Origin of the sequence: Rahnella sp. RFA10(1/100) (assembly GCF_004195115.1) — a bacterium.
Classification (GTDB): domain Bacteria; phylum Pseudomonadota; class Gammaproteobacteria; order Enterobacterales; family Enterobacteriaceae; genus Rahnella; species Rahnella perminowiae.
This window is the reverse complement of record NZ_SEWR01000003.1, coordinates 103,636-118,971: the sequence shown is the minus strand read 5'-3', so window position 1 is coordinate 118,971 and position 15,336 is coordinate 103,636. Positions and strand designations below refer to the sequence as shown.

The 15,336-nt window shown below is 52.0% G+C and carries 16 protein-coding genes; 10 read left to right on the top strand and 6 right to left on the bottom strand.

Annotated features, from left to right (window positions below):
* Positions 1 to 113 precede the first annotated feature (113 nt).
* A complete protein-coding gene (locus ETV65_RS10935; RefSeq protein WP_129952882.1) occupies positions 114 to 905 on the bottom strand; it encodes a helix-turn-helix transcriptional regulator in 792 nt (263 codons plus the stop codon).
* Positions 906 to 1,042: 137 nt separating this feature from the next.
* On the opposite strand from ETV65_RS10935, the gene ETV65_RS10930 reads away from it, so the two are divergent.
* Entirely contained in the window at positions 1,043 to 1,813 is a 771-nt protein-coding gene (locus ETV65_RS10930) for a class I SAM-dependent methyltransferase (RefSeq protein WP_129953314.1), read from the top strand.
* Between the two features lie 55 nt (positions 1,814 to 1,868).
* On the opposite strand, the gene ETV65_RS10925 is transcribed toward ETV65_RS10930, so the two are convergent.
* Complete coding sequence (locus ETV65_RS10925; protein ID WP_129952881.1) at positions 1,869 to 2,789, bottom strand: DUF808 domain-containing protein; 921 nt, start codon at positions 2,787 to 2,789, stop codon at positions 1,869 to 1,871.
* Positions 2,790 to 3,178: 389 nt separating this feature from the next.
* Between ETV65_RS10925 and ETV65_RS10920 the strand changes: the two genes are divergently transcribed.
* From ETV65_RS10920 to ppnP, 8 genes are all read left to right on the top strand, one after another.
* The gene (locus tag ETV65_RS10920; protein ID WP_129952880.1) at positions 3,179 to 3,454 is read left to right on the top strand and encodes a DUF1471 domain-containing protein; all 276 of its coding nucleotides are present in this window, start codon (positions 3,179 to 3,181) and stop codon (positions 3,452 to 3,454) included.
* A 263-nt stretch (positions 3,455 to 3,717) separates the two neighbouring features.
* A complete protein-coding gene (locus ETV65_RS10915; protein ID WP_129952879.1) occupies positions 3,718 to 4,296 on the top strand; it encodes a methyltransferase in 579 nt (192 codons plus the stop codon).
* Between the two features lie 272 nt (positions 4,297 to 4,568).
* Positions 4,569 to 5,093: a shikimate kinase AroL gene (gene aroL / locus ETV65_RS10910; protein WP_129952878.1), complete on the top strand. Its 525-nt coding sequence runs from the start codon at positions 4,569 to 4,571 to the stop codon at positions 5,091 to 5,093.
* Positions 5,094 to 5,631: 538 nt separating this feature from the next.
* A complete protein-coding gene (locus ETV65_RS10905) occupies positions 5,632 to 6,426 on the top strand; it encodes an IclR family transcriptional regulator (RefSeq protein ID WP_129952877.1) in 795 nt (264 codons plus the stop codon).
* A gap of 61 nt (positions 6,427 to 6,487) precedes the next feature.
* Positions 6,488 to 8,065, top strand: a complete 1,578-nt coding sequence (locus ETV65_RS10900; protein ID WP_129952876.1) for an OPT/YSL family transporter — start codon at positions 6,488 to 6,490, stop codon at positions 8,063 to 8,065.
* 134 nt (positions 8,066 to 8,199) lie between these two features.
* Positions 8,200 to 9,129, top strand: coding sequence for a DUF1177 domain-containing protein (locus ETV65_RS10895; RefSeq protein WP_129952875.1), 930 nt, complete (start codon positions 8,200 to 8,202; stop codon positions 9,127 to 9,129).
* A gap of 4 nt (positions 9,130 to 9,133) precedes the next feature.
* On the top strand, positions 9,134 to 9,811 hold the full coding sequence (locus ETV65_RS10890; protein ID WP_129952874.1) for an AroM family protein: 678 nt from the start codon (positions 9,134 to 9,136) through the stop codon (positions 9,809 to 9,811).
* Positions 9,812 to 9,991: 180 nt separating this feature from the next.
* The gene (gene ppnP, locus ETV65_RS10885) at positions 9,992 to 10,282 is read left to right on the top strand and encodes a pyrimidine/purine nucleoside phosphorylase (protein ID WP_013576688.1); all 291 of its coding nucleotides are present in this window, start codon (positions 9,992 to 9,994) and stop codon (positions 10,280 to 10,282) included.
* Between the two features lie 84 nt (positions 10,283 to 10,366).
* On the opposite strand, the gene rdgC is transcribed toward ppnP, so the two are convergent.
* On the bottom strand, positions 10,367 to 11,281 hold the full coding sequence (gene rdgC, locus ETV65_RS10880; protein ID WP_129952873.1) for a recombination-associated protein RdgC: 915 nt from the start codon (positions 11,279 to 11,281) through the stop codon (positions 10,367 to 10,369).
* A gap of 210 nt (positions 11,282 to 11,491) precedes the next feature.
* Between rdgC and mak the strand changes: the two genes are divergently transcribed.
* Positions 11,492 to 12,412, top strand: a complete 921-nt coding sequence (mak, locus tag ETV65_RS10875) for a fructokinase (RefSeq protein WP_129952872.1) — start codon at positions 11,492 to 11,494, stop codon at positions 12,410 to 12,412.
* Positions 12,413 to 12,482: 70 nt separating this feature from the next.
* Here the strand turns inward: mak and ETV65_RS10870 are convergent, their stop codons facing one another.
* Genes ETV65_RS10870 through ETV65_RS10860 form a run of 3 tightly spaced genes read right to left on the bottom strand, consistent with a single transcriptional unit; the run spans position 12,483 to position 15,099 of the window.
* Positions 12,483 to 13,304: an ABC transporter ATP-binding protein gene (locus ETV65_RS10870; protein WP_235173229.1), complete on the bottom strand. Its 822-nt coding sequence runs from the start codon at positions 13,302 to 13,304 to the stop codon at positions 12,483 to 12,485.
* Complete coding sequence (locus ETV65_RS10865) at positions 13,301 to 14,065, bottom strand: ABC transporter permease (RefSeq protein WP_129952871.1); 765 nt, start codon at positions 14,063 to 14,065, stop codon at positions 13,301 to 13,303. The genes ETV65_RS10870 and ETV65_RS10865 overlap by 4 nt, the downstream gene beginning before the upstream one ends.
* Before the next feature lie 11 nt (positions 14,066 to 14,076).
* Complete coding sequence (locus ETV65_RS10860) at positions 14,077 to 15,099, bottom strand: ABC transporter substrate-binding protein (protein WP_129952870.1); 1,023 nt, start codon at positions 15,097 to 15,099, stop codon at positions 14,077 to 14,079.
* Positions 15,100 to 15,336: the final 237 nt, after the last annotated feature.

Sequence of the window (15,336 nt, the reverse complement as noted above, 5' to 3'; positions counted from 1 at the left end):
ACCAATTATTTAGCAAACCAAAAAAGTCAGCCTCACATATCCGGCATCTGTATGTCAATTGGTGAAAATGACCATTAACCGAGAAAAAACAGCAGGCTGCCCGCTGTGGTTTTTTACGTTTCGGGTACCAGTATCACCAGTTTACATTCTGCATATCCGGCCGGGAAAAAGGTCTGTTGCCGGTAACAGATTTCACCCTGAAGCGGGTGATGGAAACGCCGTTCACCTCCCTCACGCGCCAGCACTTCCTGCTGTGACCACCACTGGTTGAACTCGTGGCTGCGCTCACGCAGGTTGATCACCGACTGGCGGACGGCTTCCGAATGGGCGTAATGACTGGTTTCGGCGCGAAACTCCGCCACCACCCGTTTGGCGCGTTCCGGCCAGTTTGTGACCAGCCGGCGAGCCAGCGGATGCAGGAACATGAACTCCAGCAGATTAGGGTGTTCATCCACTCCCAGCCAGCCACCGAACAACGCTCCTGCCTGGGGATTCCATGCCAGCACATTCCAGGCACTGTCGAGCAGATAACCGGGGCAGGTGAGTTGACTGACGCAATCTTTAAGGCCGGCGTCCGGCGCGCCGGAAGAGGGCAACATCCGGGGATCTTTCACCGATGCCAGACTGAATAAATACTCGCGTGCGGCAGACTCCATGCGCAGCGCTTTTGCCAGTCTGTCGAGTGTCGCAGCGGAAATGGATACATCGCGGCCCTGCTCAATCCACGTATACCACGTTGCACTGATCCCGCTGATTTGCGCCAGTTCTTCGCGGCGCAAACCGCTGGTTCTGCGGCGGGAGGAACCGGGAAGACCGACCATTTCAGGCGTGACACGTTCGCGGTGAGTACGTAAAAACGTGCCCAGCGCTTTCGGCCCGCTGAGCGACTCTGCATTATCAGTCATGACATTCTCTTAAACAGGAAGTAACTGATACCAGTATAAATGCTCATATTGTTCTCGTATAGAACTCTGCCTATAGTGATTTTGAAACATGAGAAACCCAGATTCTTATTACAAAAACAAGACAGACAGGAGCAATGATGAATACCAAAAATACTCACAGTGAGGCTGTTGATAAGCAGTTTGGCTCACAGGCACAGGATTACCTGACCAGTGCGGTTCATTCGCAGGGCGCGGATTTACAACGTCTCGCTGCCTTGCTGGCACCCTATAAGGAAGCGCAGGTCATTGATCTGGGGTGCGGCGCAGGGCACGCCAGCTTTGTTGCCGCAGGCGTGGTTAAAAATGTGATTGCTTACGATTTGTCGGCGCAGATGCTGGATGTGGTCATGCAGGCTGCCCGGGATAAGCAACTGACCAATATCACTGTGCAACAGGGCATGGCGGAATCGCTGCCTTTCGAGGATCATAGCGCTGAGGTGATCATCAGCCGCTATTCCGCGCACCACTGGCATGATGTCGGGCAGGCGCTGCGTGAAGTGGCACGCGTGCTGAAGCCGGGCGGTAAATTTATCATGATGGATGTGGTGTCACCGGGACACCCGTTGCTGGATATTTATCTGCAAACCGTCGAAGTGCTGCGCGACACCTCGCATGTTTGCAATTATTCACCAGGTGAATGGCTGAATATGGTGGCTGAAGCCGGGCTGATTGCCCGTGAGGTCACGACAGATCGTCTGCCGCTGGAGTTCACCAGTTGGATTGCCCGTATGCGTACGCCGGAACATTTCGCCGTTGCTATCCGCGAACTGCAAAAAGTCATGTCGGATGAGGTGGTACAACATTTTGAGATCCAGCCTGACGGTACGTTCACCAGTGATATCATGATGCTGGTGGCATCGAAGCACTGAAGATAAAAGCCTAAGAGGCGCCCTTTCACAGAGGGAAGGGCGCACAGCGTCTGTATTATGATTTCTTGCCGAACATTTTCTGCCCAATCATCACCAGCGCCAGCACGGCCGCGCCGACAATCAGACCGACGACTAAATCAGTGGCACCGGTAATCAGTGTATTCACCCAGCTTTCGTGGCCGTGCGTCAGGGGTTCAATCAGGCTGTGCATAAACGGCAGGCCGTGGCTGATGATGCTGCCGCCGACCAGGAACATTGCAACAGTCCCCACCACCGACAGTGCCTTCATCAGCCAGGGAGCGAGATTTACGATGCTGCGACCAAAGGCGCGCACACCCTTCATCATGCTGTTTTCGCCGGAAAGTTTACTCAGATACAAACCGGCGTCGTCGATTTTGACAATCGCGCCGACCAGCCCGTAAACACCGATAGTCATTATCACCGCAATCAGCACCATCACGGTGATCTGATTAAGGAACGGCGCTGATGAGACAATACCGAGCGAAATCACGATGATTTCAGCTGAAAGAATAAAGTCGGTGCGCACAGCGCCTTTGACCTTATCTTTTTCATGCTTTTTAGCATCCGCTTCATTTTTTATTTCAGCGGTGGCCGGTTTTTCTTCAGCAAGATGCTCGCCCGGCATGAGTTTATGGGCGATTTTTTCGAAACCCTCATAACATAAATAAGCGCCGCCAATCATCAGCAGCGGGGTAATGGCCCAGGGGATAAAGGCACTGATCAGTAAGGCCAGCGGAACCAGAATGGCTTTGTTGATCATTGAGCCTTTGGCTACCGCCCAGACGATCGGTAATTCCCGATCGGCTTTTACTCCCGTCACCTGTTGTGCATTCAGCGCCAAATCATCGCCCAGCACGCTGGCTGTTTTTTTCGCAGCGACTTTGCTCATCGCCGCTACATCATCAAGAATCGATGCGATGTCATCGATTAAGGCCAGAAGACTACCACCCGCCATAAATACTCCCTTTTATCATTATGCAAAGGTTCTCCGCACGCGCGGGAAACCGAACTCTGTAACCCTGACAGGACAGCCGGTCACTGCAACAGAGAATTCATACAAAATAATCATAACAGTGATTGCATGCTGGCGTCGATTTGTGCGAAAGTTGTGCGAACTATAAATAACTTTGAAATTCCTCCATACTTTCTCCATTAAATATCGTTGATTCTCCAGCGCTTACGCTAGCAGAAATGTTTGTTTTCATACTCTCCTTATTTTTACCACAATGGTTTAAGTTCTTTACATTGTATTACGTCCGCTTTCATTGCTTCGGCGATAATTAATTCAACGGATTGCTTCCGCCCCCATTAATTAACGAAACTAACGAAAGAAAGGTGCGTAATATGAAACTGTTACCTGCAATTACAGCTGTTGCTATTACTGTTGCTTCATTTTCTGCCCTGGCTGCGACGCCTATTTCAGAAATGCAGGCGCAAAGCGGTACTTATCAGTCACTGGGCATGGTGTCCGTCAGTGCGCCTAGCACCATCCCGGGCAGTTTGCACGACCAACTGAACCAGATTGCCAGCGACAAAGGGGCGAGCCACTACCGTGTGATTGGTGCGGATACCCCGGGGGATTCAAGTCTGACCCGTGCCAGTGTTGAGTTGTATAAATAATAAGCAGATATTTTAAAGCGAAACGCTTGATTTATCTGATTTTTATTAGGCTCAATCGTGTTATAGGGAATTGAGAAGGCCAATGTCACCTGACATTGGCCTTTTTTATTCTTTTTATCTTTTCTCTTCGCCGGTTTATTTTGAGAATCATCTCATAGGATTTAATTTATATTAAACTTCCTGGCACTTTTTTATTCTTAATAATCATTTCTTAAGAATTTATAAGTGATATTGAAGTCTATATCCCCCAGGAGGACTTTTAAATGTTAAATGCCGCAATAATGACAATTAAGAACACCGGGATTTCGATTCAGAATCAGTTTTTTTATTTGCAGAATTTTATTACTTCACCACGCACCATGGGAACCCTTATGCCCTCGTCACCGTGGTTGTGCCATGCGATGCTCAGTCAGATTGACTGGACGACATCGCTGGATATTGCCGAACTTGGCGCGGCGGACGGCGTTCTGACCCGCCGCATCCTGAGCCGTATGCGGGCAGACGCCCGGCTTGAGGCTTTTGAAATCCAGCCTGCGTTTATCCGTAAGCTTAATCAGATGAAAGATCGCCGTTTACAGGTGATGGCACATTCAGCCGAGCATATGAGCACGTCGTATGATGCTGTGTTTTCCTGCCTGCCATTGCTCTCGATGCCTCTGCGTACCCGTATCAGAATTTTGCAGACCACGCGGCAACAGCTGAAAGAAAAGGACGGCGTGCTGGTTTTATTCCAGTACAGCCCTCTGTCAGAGAAATTGTTATCACGCTACTTCACCTGGAAAAAAATCCGGGTAGTGAAGAATTTTCCGCCCGCCCTGGTCTATATCTGTAAACCCCGCTGATACAGCAACTTAGAGGATAGGGCTCGCAAAGCTTATTGCAGGCCGTTGCGCAGCAAGGATTTTTCAGTATGATGCCCTTAACGGCGTAAATAAAACGCTACAGAAGCTTCACCGGCAGGTGACAAAAATCTGCCAGTGAGGCTTTTTTGTTGTACTATCTGACGAGTACGCATGCAGGGCAGTACAATGACCATTTTTGACACATACTTCATATTGATGATGGATTTTCATCAGGCGGGCTAACGGCTCCCAGGGAATAAAGGATAGCGGTAATGACACAAACCATTTTCATGGTCGGCGCACGTGGTGCGGGTAAAACAACCGTTGGCAATGCCCTGGCTAAAGCGCTGGGCTACAAATTTGTCGATACCGATCTGGCGTTGCTGTGTACTTCTGGCCTCAGCGTGGCAGATATTGTTGAGCGTGAAGGCTGGGAGGGCTTCCGCCGTCGTGAAACTGAGACATTAAAAGCTATTTGCTCGCCCTTCACCGTGGTTGCCACAGGGGGAGGCGTGGTGCTGTCCCGGGAAAATCGCGACTTTATGGGCCAGAATGGTACTGTCATTTATCTGCGTTCCCCTGCATCTACCCTGGCAAATCGTCTGGAAGATGCACCGCTGGAAGATCAGCGTCCGACATTAACAGGCAAGCCGATCACGGAAGAAATGACGGAAGTATTGAATGAGCGGGAAGCGCTTTATCAGGAGGCGGCCCATCATGTCGTTGACGGAACTCAGGAGCCGCAGAGGGTGGTGAATCTGATTATGGATGCACTGGCGCTGTCGATGGCGCGCTGAATTCCCCTGATATCTGACAAAACGAGCCCGGTGGCTCGTTTTTTTATGTCTGCGCGTTCTGAGCCGTGGCTCCGGGAAAAGCCGGTGTAAACAAAACGGGCCATGTGACGTGACGGAGATCACGTACGCTTAAGTATTGTACTGATGTATAGGTGGGCGTAAAATAATAACCCATGTGATTACTTAACAGCGGAACTCATGATGAAATCCATAATGTCGTTCTTCAGCCAGCATGCCAAAGTGATGCCCGCCATCTGGTCGGTTACCATTATTCTCATTGAAGCTTCTATCGCTCTTTATATTTTGCGGAATATTTAATCACGATAATCTGCTGGTTTTTACATCAGTCACCTCATTAATACTCGGCATTTATTTCTCCTTCCTCTCAATCTAATGGCTTTAAGAATTTCTTTAAGCATATTCCTTTGTGTATTTCATCCTGCGTGAAAAATAAACGACTTGACGCTGACACGTATCAGCTTTAATTTTTATTTAACTAAACAGGAACCTTGTTCCATATAGCGGAACTCACGCCTTTATGACCACATTGGAAAATGCGGCGGCAGTACTGAAGCTATTTTCAAAACAAGGGATCCGTCAGGGGCATCCCGGTTTGTCGTTCAGTGATGTCGTTGAAAATTTAAAATTACCGAAAAGTACGGTTTCCCGGTTACTGATGACGATGGAAACGGAAGGACTGCTGGAACGTGATCCTGACAGCCGCCTGTACCGGATCGGACGATTATTACTGGCTGTTTCCAGTCATTATTTATCGACTCCGCTGGTCGATTTAGCGTCACCGTATATGGCGCAACTCAGCCAGCTGACGCAATGCACGGGTTATATTTCCATGCTGGAAGGACGCGACATCATGGTTATGCGCATGTTTCCCGGCAGAACGTATCTGCAAGTGGTCACGCCAGCCGGAAGCCTCCTGCCTGCGCATGAAACGGCCATCGGGCGTGCGATTCTTGCGCGGTATACCGATGATGATGTTCTGGCACGTTATAGCGGTCACTATCAGGTGCATTCTGCTAATTCACCGGCCAGCAGGGAAGTTCTGTTATCCCGGTTGGCGGAAGTCCGGCTGAACGGTGTGTCATTTGCCAACAACGAAACGTTGCTGGGAATAAGTACCTTAGCCACCAGTATTTTTAATAAGCACCGTAATGAGACCGTTGGATTATGTTTGTCTTTCCCTTCACCTGCACAGGGGAAAGACATTCCGGAAGGAATAAAAGAAGGGCTGATTGCTGTAACCCGGCAAATCGCCGAAAAATTGGGTGATGAGTATTGGCATTTATCTAAAACGGCAACAGAGCCGCCAGGATAATGACTTGTAACGGACCCGGATTATTTGCTATGTGAAATACTTGCTCAACACCAGGGGCCTTATGTCAGATCAATCTGCAAAGAATAATAAGGAGAATCCGCTAAAGGATATTGGCACGCTCATCGTAATGATTCTGTTGTCTGTTTTAGGCGCAATCATCGGTGTTCAACTGATTACCACGTTGGGTGTTACGCCAAATACGTCGATTATCGGCGCACTGTTTGCCATGTTACTGGCGCGCATTCCGATGCAGGCTTTTCACCGTTACCGTTCTGTTCACACACAGAACCTGGCGCAAACCGTGATCTCCTCCGCAACCTTTGGTGCGGCAAACAGTTTGCTGATGCCGATCGCTATCCCTTATGTCATGGGGCAGCCGCAACTGATCATGCCGATGTTTACCGGTGTGGCTGCAGCGATGTTACTTGATGCCTACCTGCTTTATCGGCTGTTTGACACCAAAGTGTTCCCGGCCAGCAATGCCTGGCCACCCGGTGTTGCCGCAGCTGAAGCGATCAAAGCCGGTGATAACGGCGGACGTCAGGCCTGGCTGCTGGTTGCAGGCGTAATTGTCGGGCTGGGCGGCGCGATGCTGAAAATCCCGATGGCGGCTTTTGGTACGGCATTTATCGGCAACATCTGGGCGCTTAGCATGTTTGGTATCGGCCTGCTGATCCGCGCGTATGCGCAGCCGGTTGCCGGATTGGATCTCAACGCCTTGTATATTCCGCACGGTATGATGGTCGGCGCGGGGCTGGTGTCTCTGCTGCAGGTGATTCAGGTTGTGCGTGCTAAAAACGCTGATGCCAAAGCCACGTTTACTCAACCGGCGAAAGAGGTGCGTAAAGCGCTCGGCCTGGGCGCATTCGGTTATATCGCCATCGCCGCACTGCTGGCGCTGGCGGGCGGGTTGTACAGTGAAATGTCGGTCGGCATGCTGATTGCGTTCGTGATTTACGCTGCGTTTGCCGCCTTCTTCCATGAGCTGATCGTAGGTATTGCCGCGATGCACTCCGGCTGGTTCCCTGCCTTTGCTGTGGCGCTGATTACCTTAATTATCGGCATTCTGATTGGCTTCCCGCCGCTGGCGTTGTGCGTGCTGACCGGTTTTACCGCCGCAACGGGTCCGGCATTTGCGGATATGGGCTTTGACCTGAAAGCCGGATTCATTTTGCGCGGTTATGGCAAAGATTTGCAGGCTGAACTTTATGGCCGCCGGATCCAGTTATTCGCCGCACTGCTGGCATTTATCATCGCCATTCCGGTGGTGTGGTACGCTCATTACGGTTATTTCGCCCAGGATTTAGTGCCGCCGGTTGCGCGGGTTTATGCCAAAACTATTCAGGCCGGAGCCCAGCCGGGCATTGCGCACAGTCTGCTGATCTGGGCAATTCCGGGCGCATTGATTCAGCTGATTGGCGGCCCGAAACGTCAGCTTGGCGTGCTGCTGGCGACCGGTTTGTTGATCAACAGCGTCATGGCCGGATGGGCCGTGGTCTGCGGCATCGTATTGCGCATTATCATTATCCGCATCTGGGGTGAAAAAGGGCGTACGCCAATGGAAGTGCTGGCGGCGGGTTTTATTGCCGGTGACGCACTCTACAGCTTCTTCACCTCGATTTTCAGTGCCAAAAAGTAGTGAGTACCGCACCAACACCAGGGCTGATGTTCAGCCAGTATTAAACACCTGACTGTTCCCCGATGAACAGCGCCCGCGACCGTTTGGCTACTGCGTGATATACGCCGGTCGCGATGTTTTAAGAGGGCTTTGTGATGAGTTTGCAGCAGACACTAACGGTATTCGAACTGATTGACAGTGCGCATGTCAGTGGTCAGGACATTGTGGACTTATTTGCCCGCTATCCTGAGATCACCGCCAGCACACACCGCGCTGACGGCCCGAAAGGTGGCACTGATTTTGTGCGTATCACCATACCAGGCAGCCAGGGAAAAAGCCGTGGCGGTACAGCGCCAACGCTGGGGATTATCGGCCGCCTGGGCGGGATTGGTGCACGTCCGACGCGTATCGGTCTGGTTTCTGATGGTGATGGTGCGATTGCCGCGGTCACCAGCGCGCTCAAGCTTGCTGACATGCAGCGCAAGGGGGACGTACTCGAAGGCGATGTGATTGTTACCACCCATATTTGCCCGAACGCACCGACCCGCCCGCATGATCCGGTCGATTTCATGGATTCGCCGATTGATGACGTGACCATGAATGATAATGAAGTGGTTGACGGCGTTGACGCCATCCTGTCCATCGACACCACCAAAGGCAACCGCATTATCAGTCACAAGGGATACGCGATTTCGCCGACGGTGAAAGAGGGGTACATCCTGCGTGTTTCCGAAGATTTGCTGCGCATCATGGAAATGACCAGTGGCAAACCAGCGGTCACTTTCCCGATTACCACGCAGGACATTACGCCTTACGGCAACGGTGTGCACCATCTGAACAGCATTCTGCAACCGTCAACGGCGACTACCGTACCGGTGGTCGGTGTGGCTATTACGGCGGAATCGGTTGTACCGGGTTGTGGCACCGGGGCAAGTCATGAAGTGGATATCGCGCTGGCGGCAAAGTTTGCCGTTGAAGTTGCGAAAGAGTTCGGCCGCGGCACCTGTCAGTTCTTTGATGCCGATGAATATCAACTCCTGTTGTCGCTGTACGGAAGCTTGCGTCACCTGCAAAACCGGAAGTAATACGATGATGACACCTTTTGCGACGTTAACAATCGGACAGGCGCCACGCAGCGACATTATGCCGCTGTTGATGGCACATCTGCCGGCCGGGTCAGTCACCCATGTGGGTTTACTCGACGGGTTAAGCACGGAGCAAATAGAACAGCGTTATGCCGCTGTTGAGGGTGAGGCGGTACTGGTCACCCGCCTGCTGGATGGTTCGCAGGTCACGATGGCGGCACACCGTGTAGAGCGCGGATTACAGGAAAAGATCGACGTCATGGAAGCCCTGGGTTGCATGACCATTCTGCTGCTTTGTACCGGCCAGTTTCATCATCTGCAGGCTAACAATGCGCTGTTGCTGGAGCCTGACCGCATTATTCCCCCTCTGATCGGTTCAATGGTCGGGCAGCACCGTGCGGGCATTGTTGTGCCGGTTGAATCACAGGTGGTTGAACAGGCGGGCAAATGGCGCAAATTAGCCAAAGCCCCCTGTTTTGCGGTTGCCAGTCCGTATCTTTCTGACGACCAGGAACTGAAGGAAGCCGCGATGTGCCTGGCTGAACAGGGAGCGGAAGTCGTGGTGCTCGATTGCATCGGCTTTAATCGCCATCACGTTGATGTGCTGAAAAAGCATCTGAATATTCCGGTGTTGTTATCGAATGTACTGATGGCAAAACTGGCTGCGGAACTGGTGGTTTGAGGGGATGACTGACGGGCAAACAGCTACCCACAATGGCACTGTGCGACGGTAAAATCAAATCAGCGCTACCGCTTTGCGTGCGGTGTCGTTTCGTGCGGATAAAGCCGTAATAATCAGTGACAGAAGAGGCTTTCTGCCCCTAATATGAAGGCTCTGAAATTTATCGCAAAGGGCCAATCTATGTTGAAAAATAATGAGTATTTTGACGGGAAAGTGAAGTCGATTGGTTTTGACAGCGAAAGTACGGGTTCAGCCAGTGTTGGCGTGATGGCCGTCGGTGAATATACTTTCGGCACCGCAAAGCCGGAAGAAATGACCGTAATCAGCGGCTCTCTGAAAGTGCTGATCCCAGGTTCTCCGGACTGGCAGGTCTTTAAGCCAGGCGAAACCTTCTACATTCCGGGTAAAAGTGAATTCAACTTACAGGTCGGCGAAACCACATCGTATCTCTGTAAGTATTTAACGAAATAGTTATTCAGACACAGTCGAAACAAGAAAGGCGCCAATGAGCGCCTTTTCTTATTTTTGCGGACTGATTTTTGCAGACTGAGAAAATTATCGCTGAGCTTCGCCGCCTAACGCTTCGATCAGGTTCTGGATCAGCGCTGCCAGTTCACCGGTCATCAGCACGAAATCGGCATCGAAACGGCCGGCGAAATCTTCGCGGTCAATATCTTCGTTTTGATCACGAATGACATCGCTGAATTTCAGGCGTTTAATACTGCCGTCGTCCGCCAGCATCAGCGCAATGCGTTCCTGCCAGTCAACGGCCAGTTTGGTCACCAGTTTGCCATTCTCGATATGTGTGGCAATTTCGTCGCTGACCAGCGCCTGCTTCTTACAGCGGATCACACCGCCGTCTTCCAGAATCGCTTTGAGTTCGGCTTCATCCTGCAATGCGAAACCGGCCGGGGTATCCCCTGAACGCACCCATTCGGTCAGCGTCAGTTGGATCGGACTCTCCATGGTCAGCGGTACCACCGGCAGCGAACCGAGGCTTTTACGCAGCAGCGCCAGCATGTCTTCCGCTTTCTTGGCACTGGCGGCATCAACCATGATCAGGCCGTTAACGGTGTCGATCCACATGAATGTCTGGCTGAAACGGCTGAAGGCGCGCGGCATCAGACTGTGCAGTACTTCATCTTTCAGAGAATCTTTTTCAGTCTTCTTCAGCTTACGGTGTTGTTCACCTTCGAGCTGTTCAATCTTGGCCTGGAGTTCCTGTTTGATCACCGGAGAAGGCAGGATTTTCTCTTCTTTACGGGCGCAGATCAGGATCTGACCGCCGTTGACATGCGTCAGCGCGTCGCCACCGTGAGAACCCATCGGTGAGACCCAGCCGGTTTTCGCCATGTCCTGGCTACCGCACGGAGTAAAGGTGAAAGCACTGAGCTGTTTTTCCATTTCGTCAGCAGATAACGAAACTTCACGGCTCAAACGGTAAACCAACAAATTCTTAAACCATAACATGGCGTTATCCCTGTCCCGGCGCACTCGTGGTACGCTGAATAAATGAATGCAGGGCGGCATGATAACCAATTGAGCGTCAGTCGTCGTTAAGAAATCGCCGCACCCTGTAACATTGCATAACAGCTTATTCTGGTGACAGTCGCGTCTGGCTTCTAAACTGAATAAACTCAAAAAAACTGACCCTGGCAAAGTGTAAAAGGAGAACACCACGTGCGAATTGGCATTGATTTAGGCGGCACAAAAATAGAAGTCATTGCGTTATCTGATGAAGGTAAAGAACGGTTCCGTAAACGGGTCGATACTCCGAGAAATGACTACGAGCGCACGCTCAAAGCGATCGAAGGACTGGTGCTGGACGCTGAAAAAGCCACAGGCCAGCGCGGCAGCGTAGGGCTGGGGATCCCCGGCACTCTGTCGCCTTTTACCGGTAAGGTGAAAAATTCCAATTCGGTCTGGCTGAACGGACAACAGCTGGATGAGGATCTGGCCCTGCTGTTAAAACGCGAAGTGCATATTGCCAATGATGCGAATTGCCTGGCGGTGTCAGAAGCCACTGACGGCGCAGGGGCGGGCCGTCAGACCGTATTTGCGGTGATTATCGGCACCGGCTGTGGTTCCGGTGTGGCGCTTCACGGCGCGGCGCATGCGGGCGGTAATGGCAATGCCGGGGAATGGGGACATAACCCGCTGCCGTGGCAGGATGATGAAGAAATTCAGTTTGCCCGTGAGGTACCGTGCTATTGCGGGAAATCAGGCTGCGTCGAAACCTTTGTTTCCGGCACCGGTTTTGCAGAAGACTACTTCCGTTTGTCCGGTCAGCGGCTGAAAGGCGCTGAGATTATTGCGCGGGTGGAACAGGGGGATGAAACCGCAGAACTGGCGCTCGGACGCTATGAACGCCGTCTGGCTAAGGCGCTGGCGAACGTAGTAAATATCCTCGATCCGGACGTGATTGTCTTCGGGGGAGGCATGAGTAATGTGGATCGTTTGTATCAGACGGTGCCGCTGTTGATTAAACAATGGGTGTTTGGCGGAGAATGTGAAACGCCGATCCTCAAAGCCGTTCATGGTGATTCGAGCGGTGTGCGCGGTGCGGCCTGGCTATGGCCGCAATCGCGCTTTGCGTTGTAAGCACCAGAAATAATCATTAGTAAGTCACAGGAAAAAAAATCGCGCCCCTGTGACTTACCGCCGTTGCCCTTCAGAGCGCCATTTCGCGCTTAAAGACTTCCAGAGTATGTGCCTTGACGCGGATAAATTCCGGATGGCTCATGATTTCCGATCCACGCGGGCGCGGCAGGTCGAACGGTACGATTTCCGCAATCTGCGTCGGTCGCCGCGTCAGCAGTAAAATCTCATCCGCCAGGAACACCGCATCTTCCAGATCATGTGACACAATCAGCATCGTGACGCCAGTCGCCAGTTGCACTTCCTGCAATTTATCGCGGATAAACAGCGTCATCTCGAAATCCAGCGCCGAGAAAGGTTCGTCGAGGAACATCACTTCCGGACGCGTCGCCAGCGCCCGCATGATACATACCGTTTGCTGCTGGCCGCCGGAAAGCTCATACGGATAGCGTTTCAGGTCAAAGCGGATATCAAACATCTGCGTCAGCTCCTCAACCCGTGCATTCACATCGGCTTTGCTCATGCCATGGCGGACCAGTGGATAGGCGATGTTGGCGCGCGCGCTCATCCACGGAAACAGCGCATCGCGGTAGTTCTGAAATACGTAGCCGATGGTGGTTTGTGCCAGCGTTTTGCCGTCAAATAAAATATCGCCCTTATCGACCGGGATCAGCCCGGCGATCATATTCATTAAGGTCGATTTTCCACAGCCATTCGGGCCGAAGATCGACACAATTTTGCTGCGCGGCAGATCCAGATTGAGATCGGTGTAAAGCGGTTGCCCGGCAAAGGCTTTGCTCAGCCCGCGGATTGTCACATGCGTGTCGGGGCGCGTGGCGTATTGAGGCAGCTTCGGGCCTTGGTAGTCAGGGTTCAGCGAGAGAGGTTGCGTCATGCTTTGCTACTCCAGTGCACAGTTTTTTTCTCGATCAGTAAAAAAGCCAGATTCAGCAGATAGCCCAGCGCACCAGTGATCAGGATCGAGGCGTACATATCTTTGATATTGAAAACCTGCTGGGCATCAATGATCCGATGACCGAGGCCGGTTTCTGAACCGATAAACATTTCGGCGACAATCACGATCACCAGCGCAATCGACACGCCGGTGCGCAGTCCGACAAAGGTTTGTGCCAGGCTTTCCATCAGCATGATGTCTTTGAAAATATGCCAGCGGGAAATACCCATCACTTTGGCGGCCATCAGGCGGGTTTTCTTGGCATTCATCACGCCGTATGCACTGTTGAACAGGATGACCAGCACGGCAGCAAAGGCGGCGATGGCGATTTTGTTGGCATCCGTAATACCGAAAATCAACATAAACAGCGGGATAAGCGCTGAGGATGGCGTTGAACGGAAGAAGTCGATCAGAAACTCCAGGCTGCGGTAAACTTTTTCATTGCTGCCCAGCATGACCCCCAGCGGCACACCAATGACCGCGGCAAAGGCGAAGGAAACCAGCGTCCGGTAGAGTGTGGCGCCGATATCGGTGCGCATGGACGCATCGGAAAATGACCGGAACATATAGCCAAGTGTCTCGACGGGTGAGGGCAGAAGCACCGGATTGAGCCATTTCGCACTGACGGCCAGTTGCCAGAATAAAAACAGCAGTACCGGGCCGATCAGCGGCAGTAATCTTGAAGACCAGCGTGAAGTCATTCTGTTTCCCCTCATCCCTGATAAATCAGTGAAGCGACATCCACCGGCTTGCTGAAGATTTTCCTTTCTGTAAAGACATCATAAAACTTCTGGAACCATTGCAGGTTGTCGCCTTTTAAACCGGAATACATCACAAAGCCCGGCAGCGGCACTTCCTTCACCAGCGCCGGTTCAATGCTGGTGTAACCGGCGACATTTTCGCGCGCTTTGTCAGGGTGAGCCGCAATGAATTCCACCGCTTTCTGATAAGCGGCAATAAACTTTTGGGTTTCTTCAGGCTTGCTGGCAATAAAGCTGGCGTTGAGTGCTGCGGCACCGCCAAACCACGGTGCGTCGGCGTTGCCGAGCACATATTTAGAAATCACGCCGGTTTCCAGGGTGCGGGAAAGATTTTTCATCCGCCCCACGGTGCCGGTCGGTTCGAGCGTGTATACACCGTCAATTTGCCCGGCGGCCAGGGCAGGTGCGTGTTGCCCCACCGGCAGTTCGATCACCGACGGGTTAGTGAAGCCATTTTTCTCCAGAATAATTTTCGCCATAGTGACGTTCTGGATCCCCGGGCCGCAGGCAATTTTCTTGCCTTTCAGATCACTGATAGCCTTGGCCGGGCTGTTCAGTGGTACCAGAAACTCATCTAACACCAGCGTGTGGTTTGACGGATTAGAACAGATAATTTTAAACAGACCCGGTGAGGTAATGGCCCCCAGTCCCAGCGCGCCGGTTGCGGTACCATTTGCGCAGCCGTGGATCCTGCCGGTGATCATCCCTTCAACAATTTGTTGTGCGCTGGCGAATTTCACCCCTTTCACATTCAGCCCGGCCTCTTTAAAAAAGCCCTGTTCAAGTGCCACGTACAAGGGTAAACCGCCGACAATCGGCCAGTAGCCAATACGGATTTCATCGTCGCCGGCTGCAAAAACCGACGTCGGGATCATGCCACCCAGGGTTGAAACGCCACCGGTAATGGCAAGCCATTGCATCAGCTGGCGGCGTTTTTTATCGACCGGACGGCATTCTGGTTTGATGTTTTTCATGGGCGGTTCCCTTAGCGGTTATGGATACATTGCAACTTGTACTGCAACTTGTATACATAACGTTAAGCACAGGGCATGCCAGTTTGTTAACGGGCGGGAAGCGGCCTAAATTCAGCAGGTTGACAAAGGGATACGCACTGCGCTGGTGCGATTTTTGGGCGCCTGCTCACAATCAGGATCCACGGCAGGGCATATCGCTAGCAATATTTTTAGCGACATGCCCCGCAAAAGATCGCG

Excerpts from the sequence above, each read along its gene's own strand:
- aroL (WP_129952878.1), top strand. The coding sequence starts at position 4,569 with ATGACACAAACCATTTTCATGGTCGGCGCACGTGGTGCGGGTAAAACA.
- ETV65_RS10905 (WP_129952877.1), top strand. The coding sequence starts at position 5,632 with ATGACCACATTGGAAAATGCGGCGGCAGTACTGAAGCTATTTTCAAAA.
- ETV65_RS10925 (WP_129952881.1), bottom strand. The coding sequence starts at position 2,789 with ATGGCGGGTGGTAGTCTTCTGGCCTTAATCGATGACATCGCATCGATT.
- ETV65_RS10930 (WP_129953314.1), top strand. The coding sequence starts at position 1,043 with ATGAATACCAAAAATACTCACAGTGAGGCTGTTGATAAGCAGTTTGGC.
- ETV65_RS10900 (WP_129952876.1), top strand. The coding sequence starts at position 6,488 with ATGTCAGATCAATCTGCAAAGAATAATAAGGAGAATCCGCTAAAGGAT.
- ETV65_RS10920 (WP_129952880.1), top strand. The coding sequence starts at position 3,179 with ATGAAACTGTTACCTGCAATTACAGCTGTTGCTATTACTGTTGCTTCA.
- ppnP (WP_013576688.1), top strand. The coding sequence starts at position 9,992 with ATGTTGAAAAATAATGAGTATTTTGACGGGAAAGTGAAGTCGATTGGT.
- ETV65_RS10865 (WP_129952871.1), bottom strand. The coding sequence starts at position 14,065 with ATGACTTCACGCTGGTCTTCAAGATTACTGCCGCTGATCGGCCCGGTA.
- rdgC (WP_129952873.1), bottom strand. The coding sequence starts at position 11,281 with ATGTTATGGTTTAAGAATTTGTTGGTTTACCGTTTGAGCCGTGAAGTT.
- ETV65_RS10915 (WP_129952879.1), top strand. The coding sequence starts at position 3,718 with ATGTTAAATGCCGCAATAATGACAATTAAGAACACCGGGATTTCGATT.
- ETV65_RS10895 (WP_129952875.1), top strand. The coding sequence starts at position 8,200 with ATGAGTTTGCAGCAGACACTAACGGTATTCGAACTGATTGACAGTGCG.
- ETV65_RS10860 (WP_129952870.1), bottom strand. The coding sequence starts at position 15,099 with ATGAAAAACATCAAACCAGAATGCCGTCCGGTCGATAAAAAACGCCGC.
- ETV65_RS10870 (WP_235173229.1), bottom strand. The coding sequence starts at position 13,304 with ATGACGCAACCTCTCTCGCTGAACCCTGACTACCAAGGCCCGAAGCTG.
- ETV65_RS10890 (WP_129952874.1), top strand. The coding sequence starts at position 9,134 with ATGATGACACCTTTTGCGACGTTAACAATCGGACAGGCGCCACGCAGC.
- ETV65_RS10935 (WP_129952882.1), bottom strand. The coding sequence starts at position 905 with ATGACTGATAATGCAGAGTCGCTCAGCGGGCCGAAAGCGCTGGGCACG.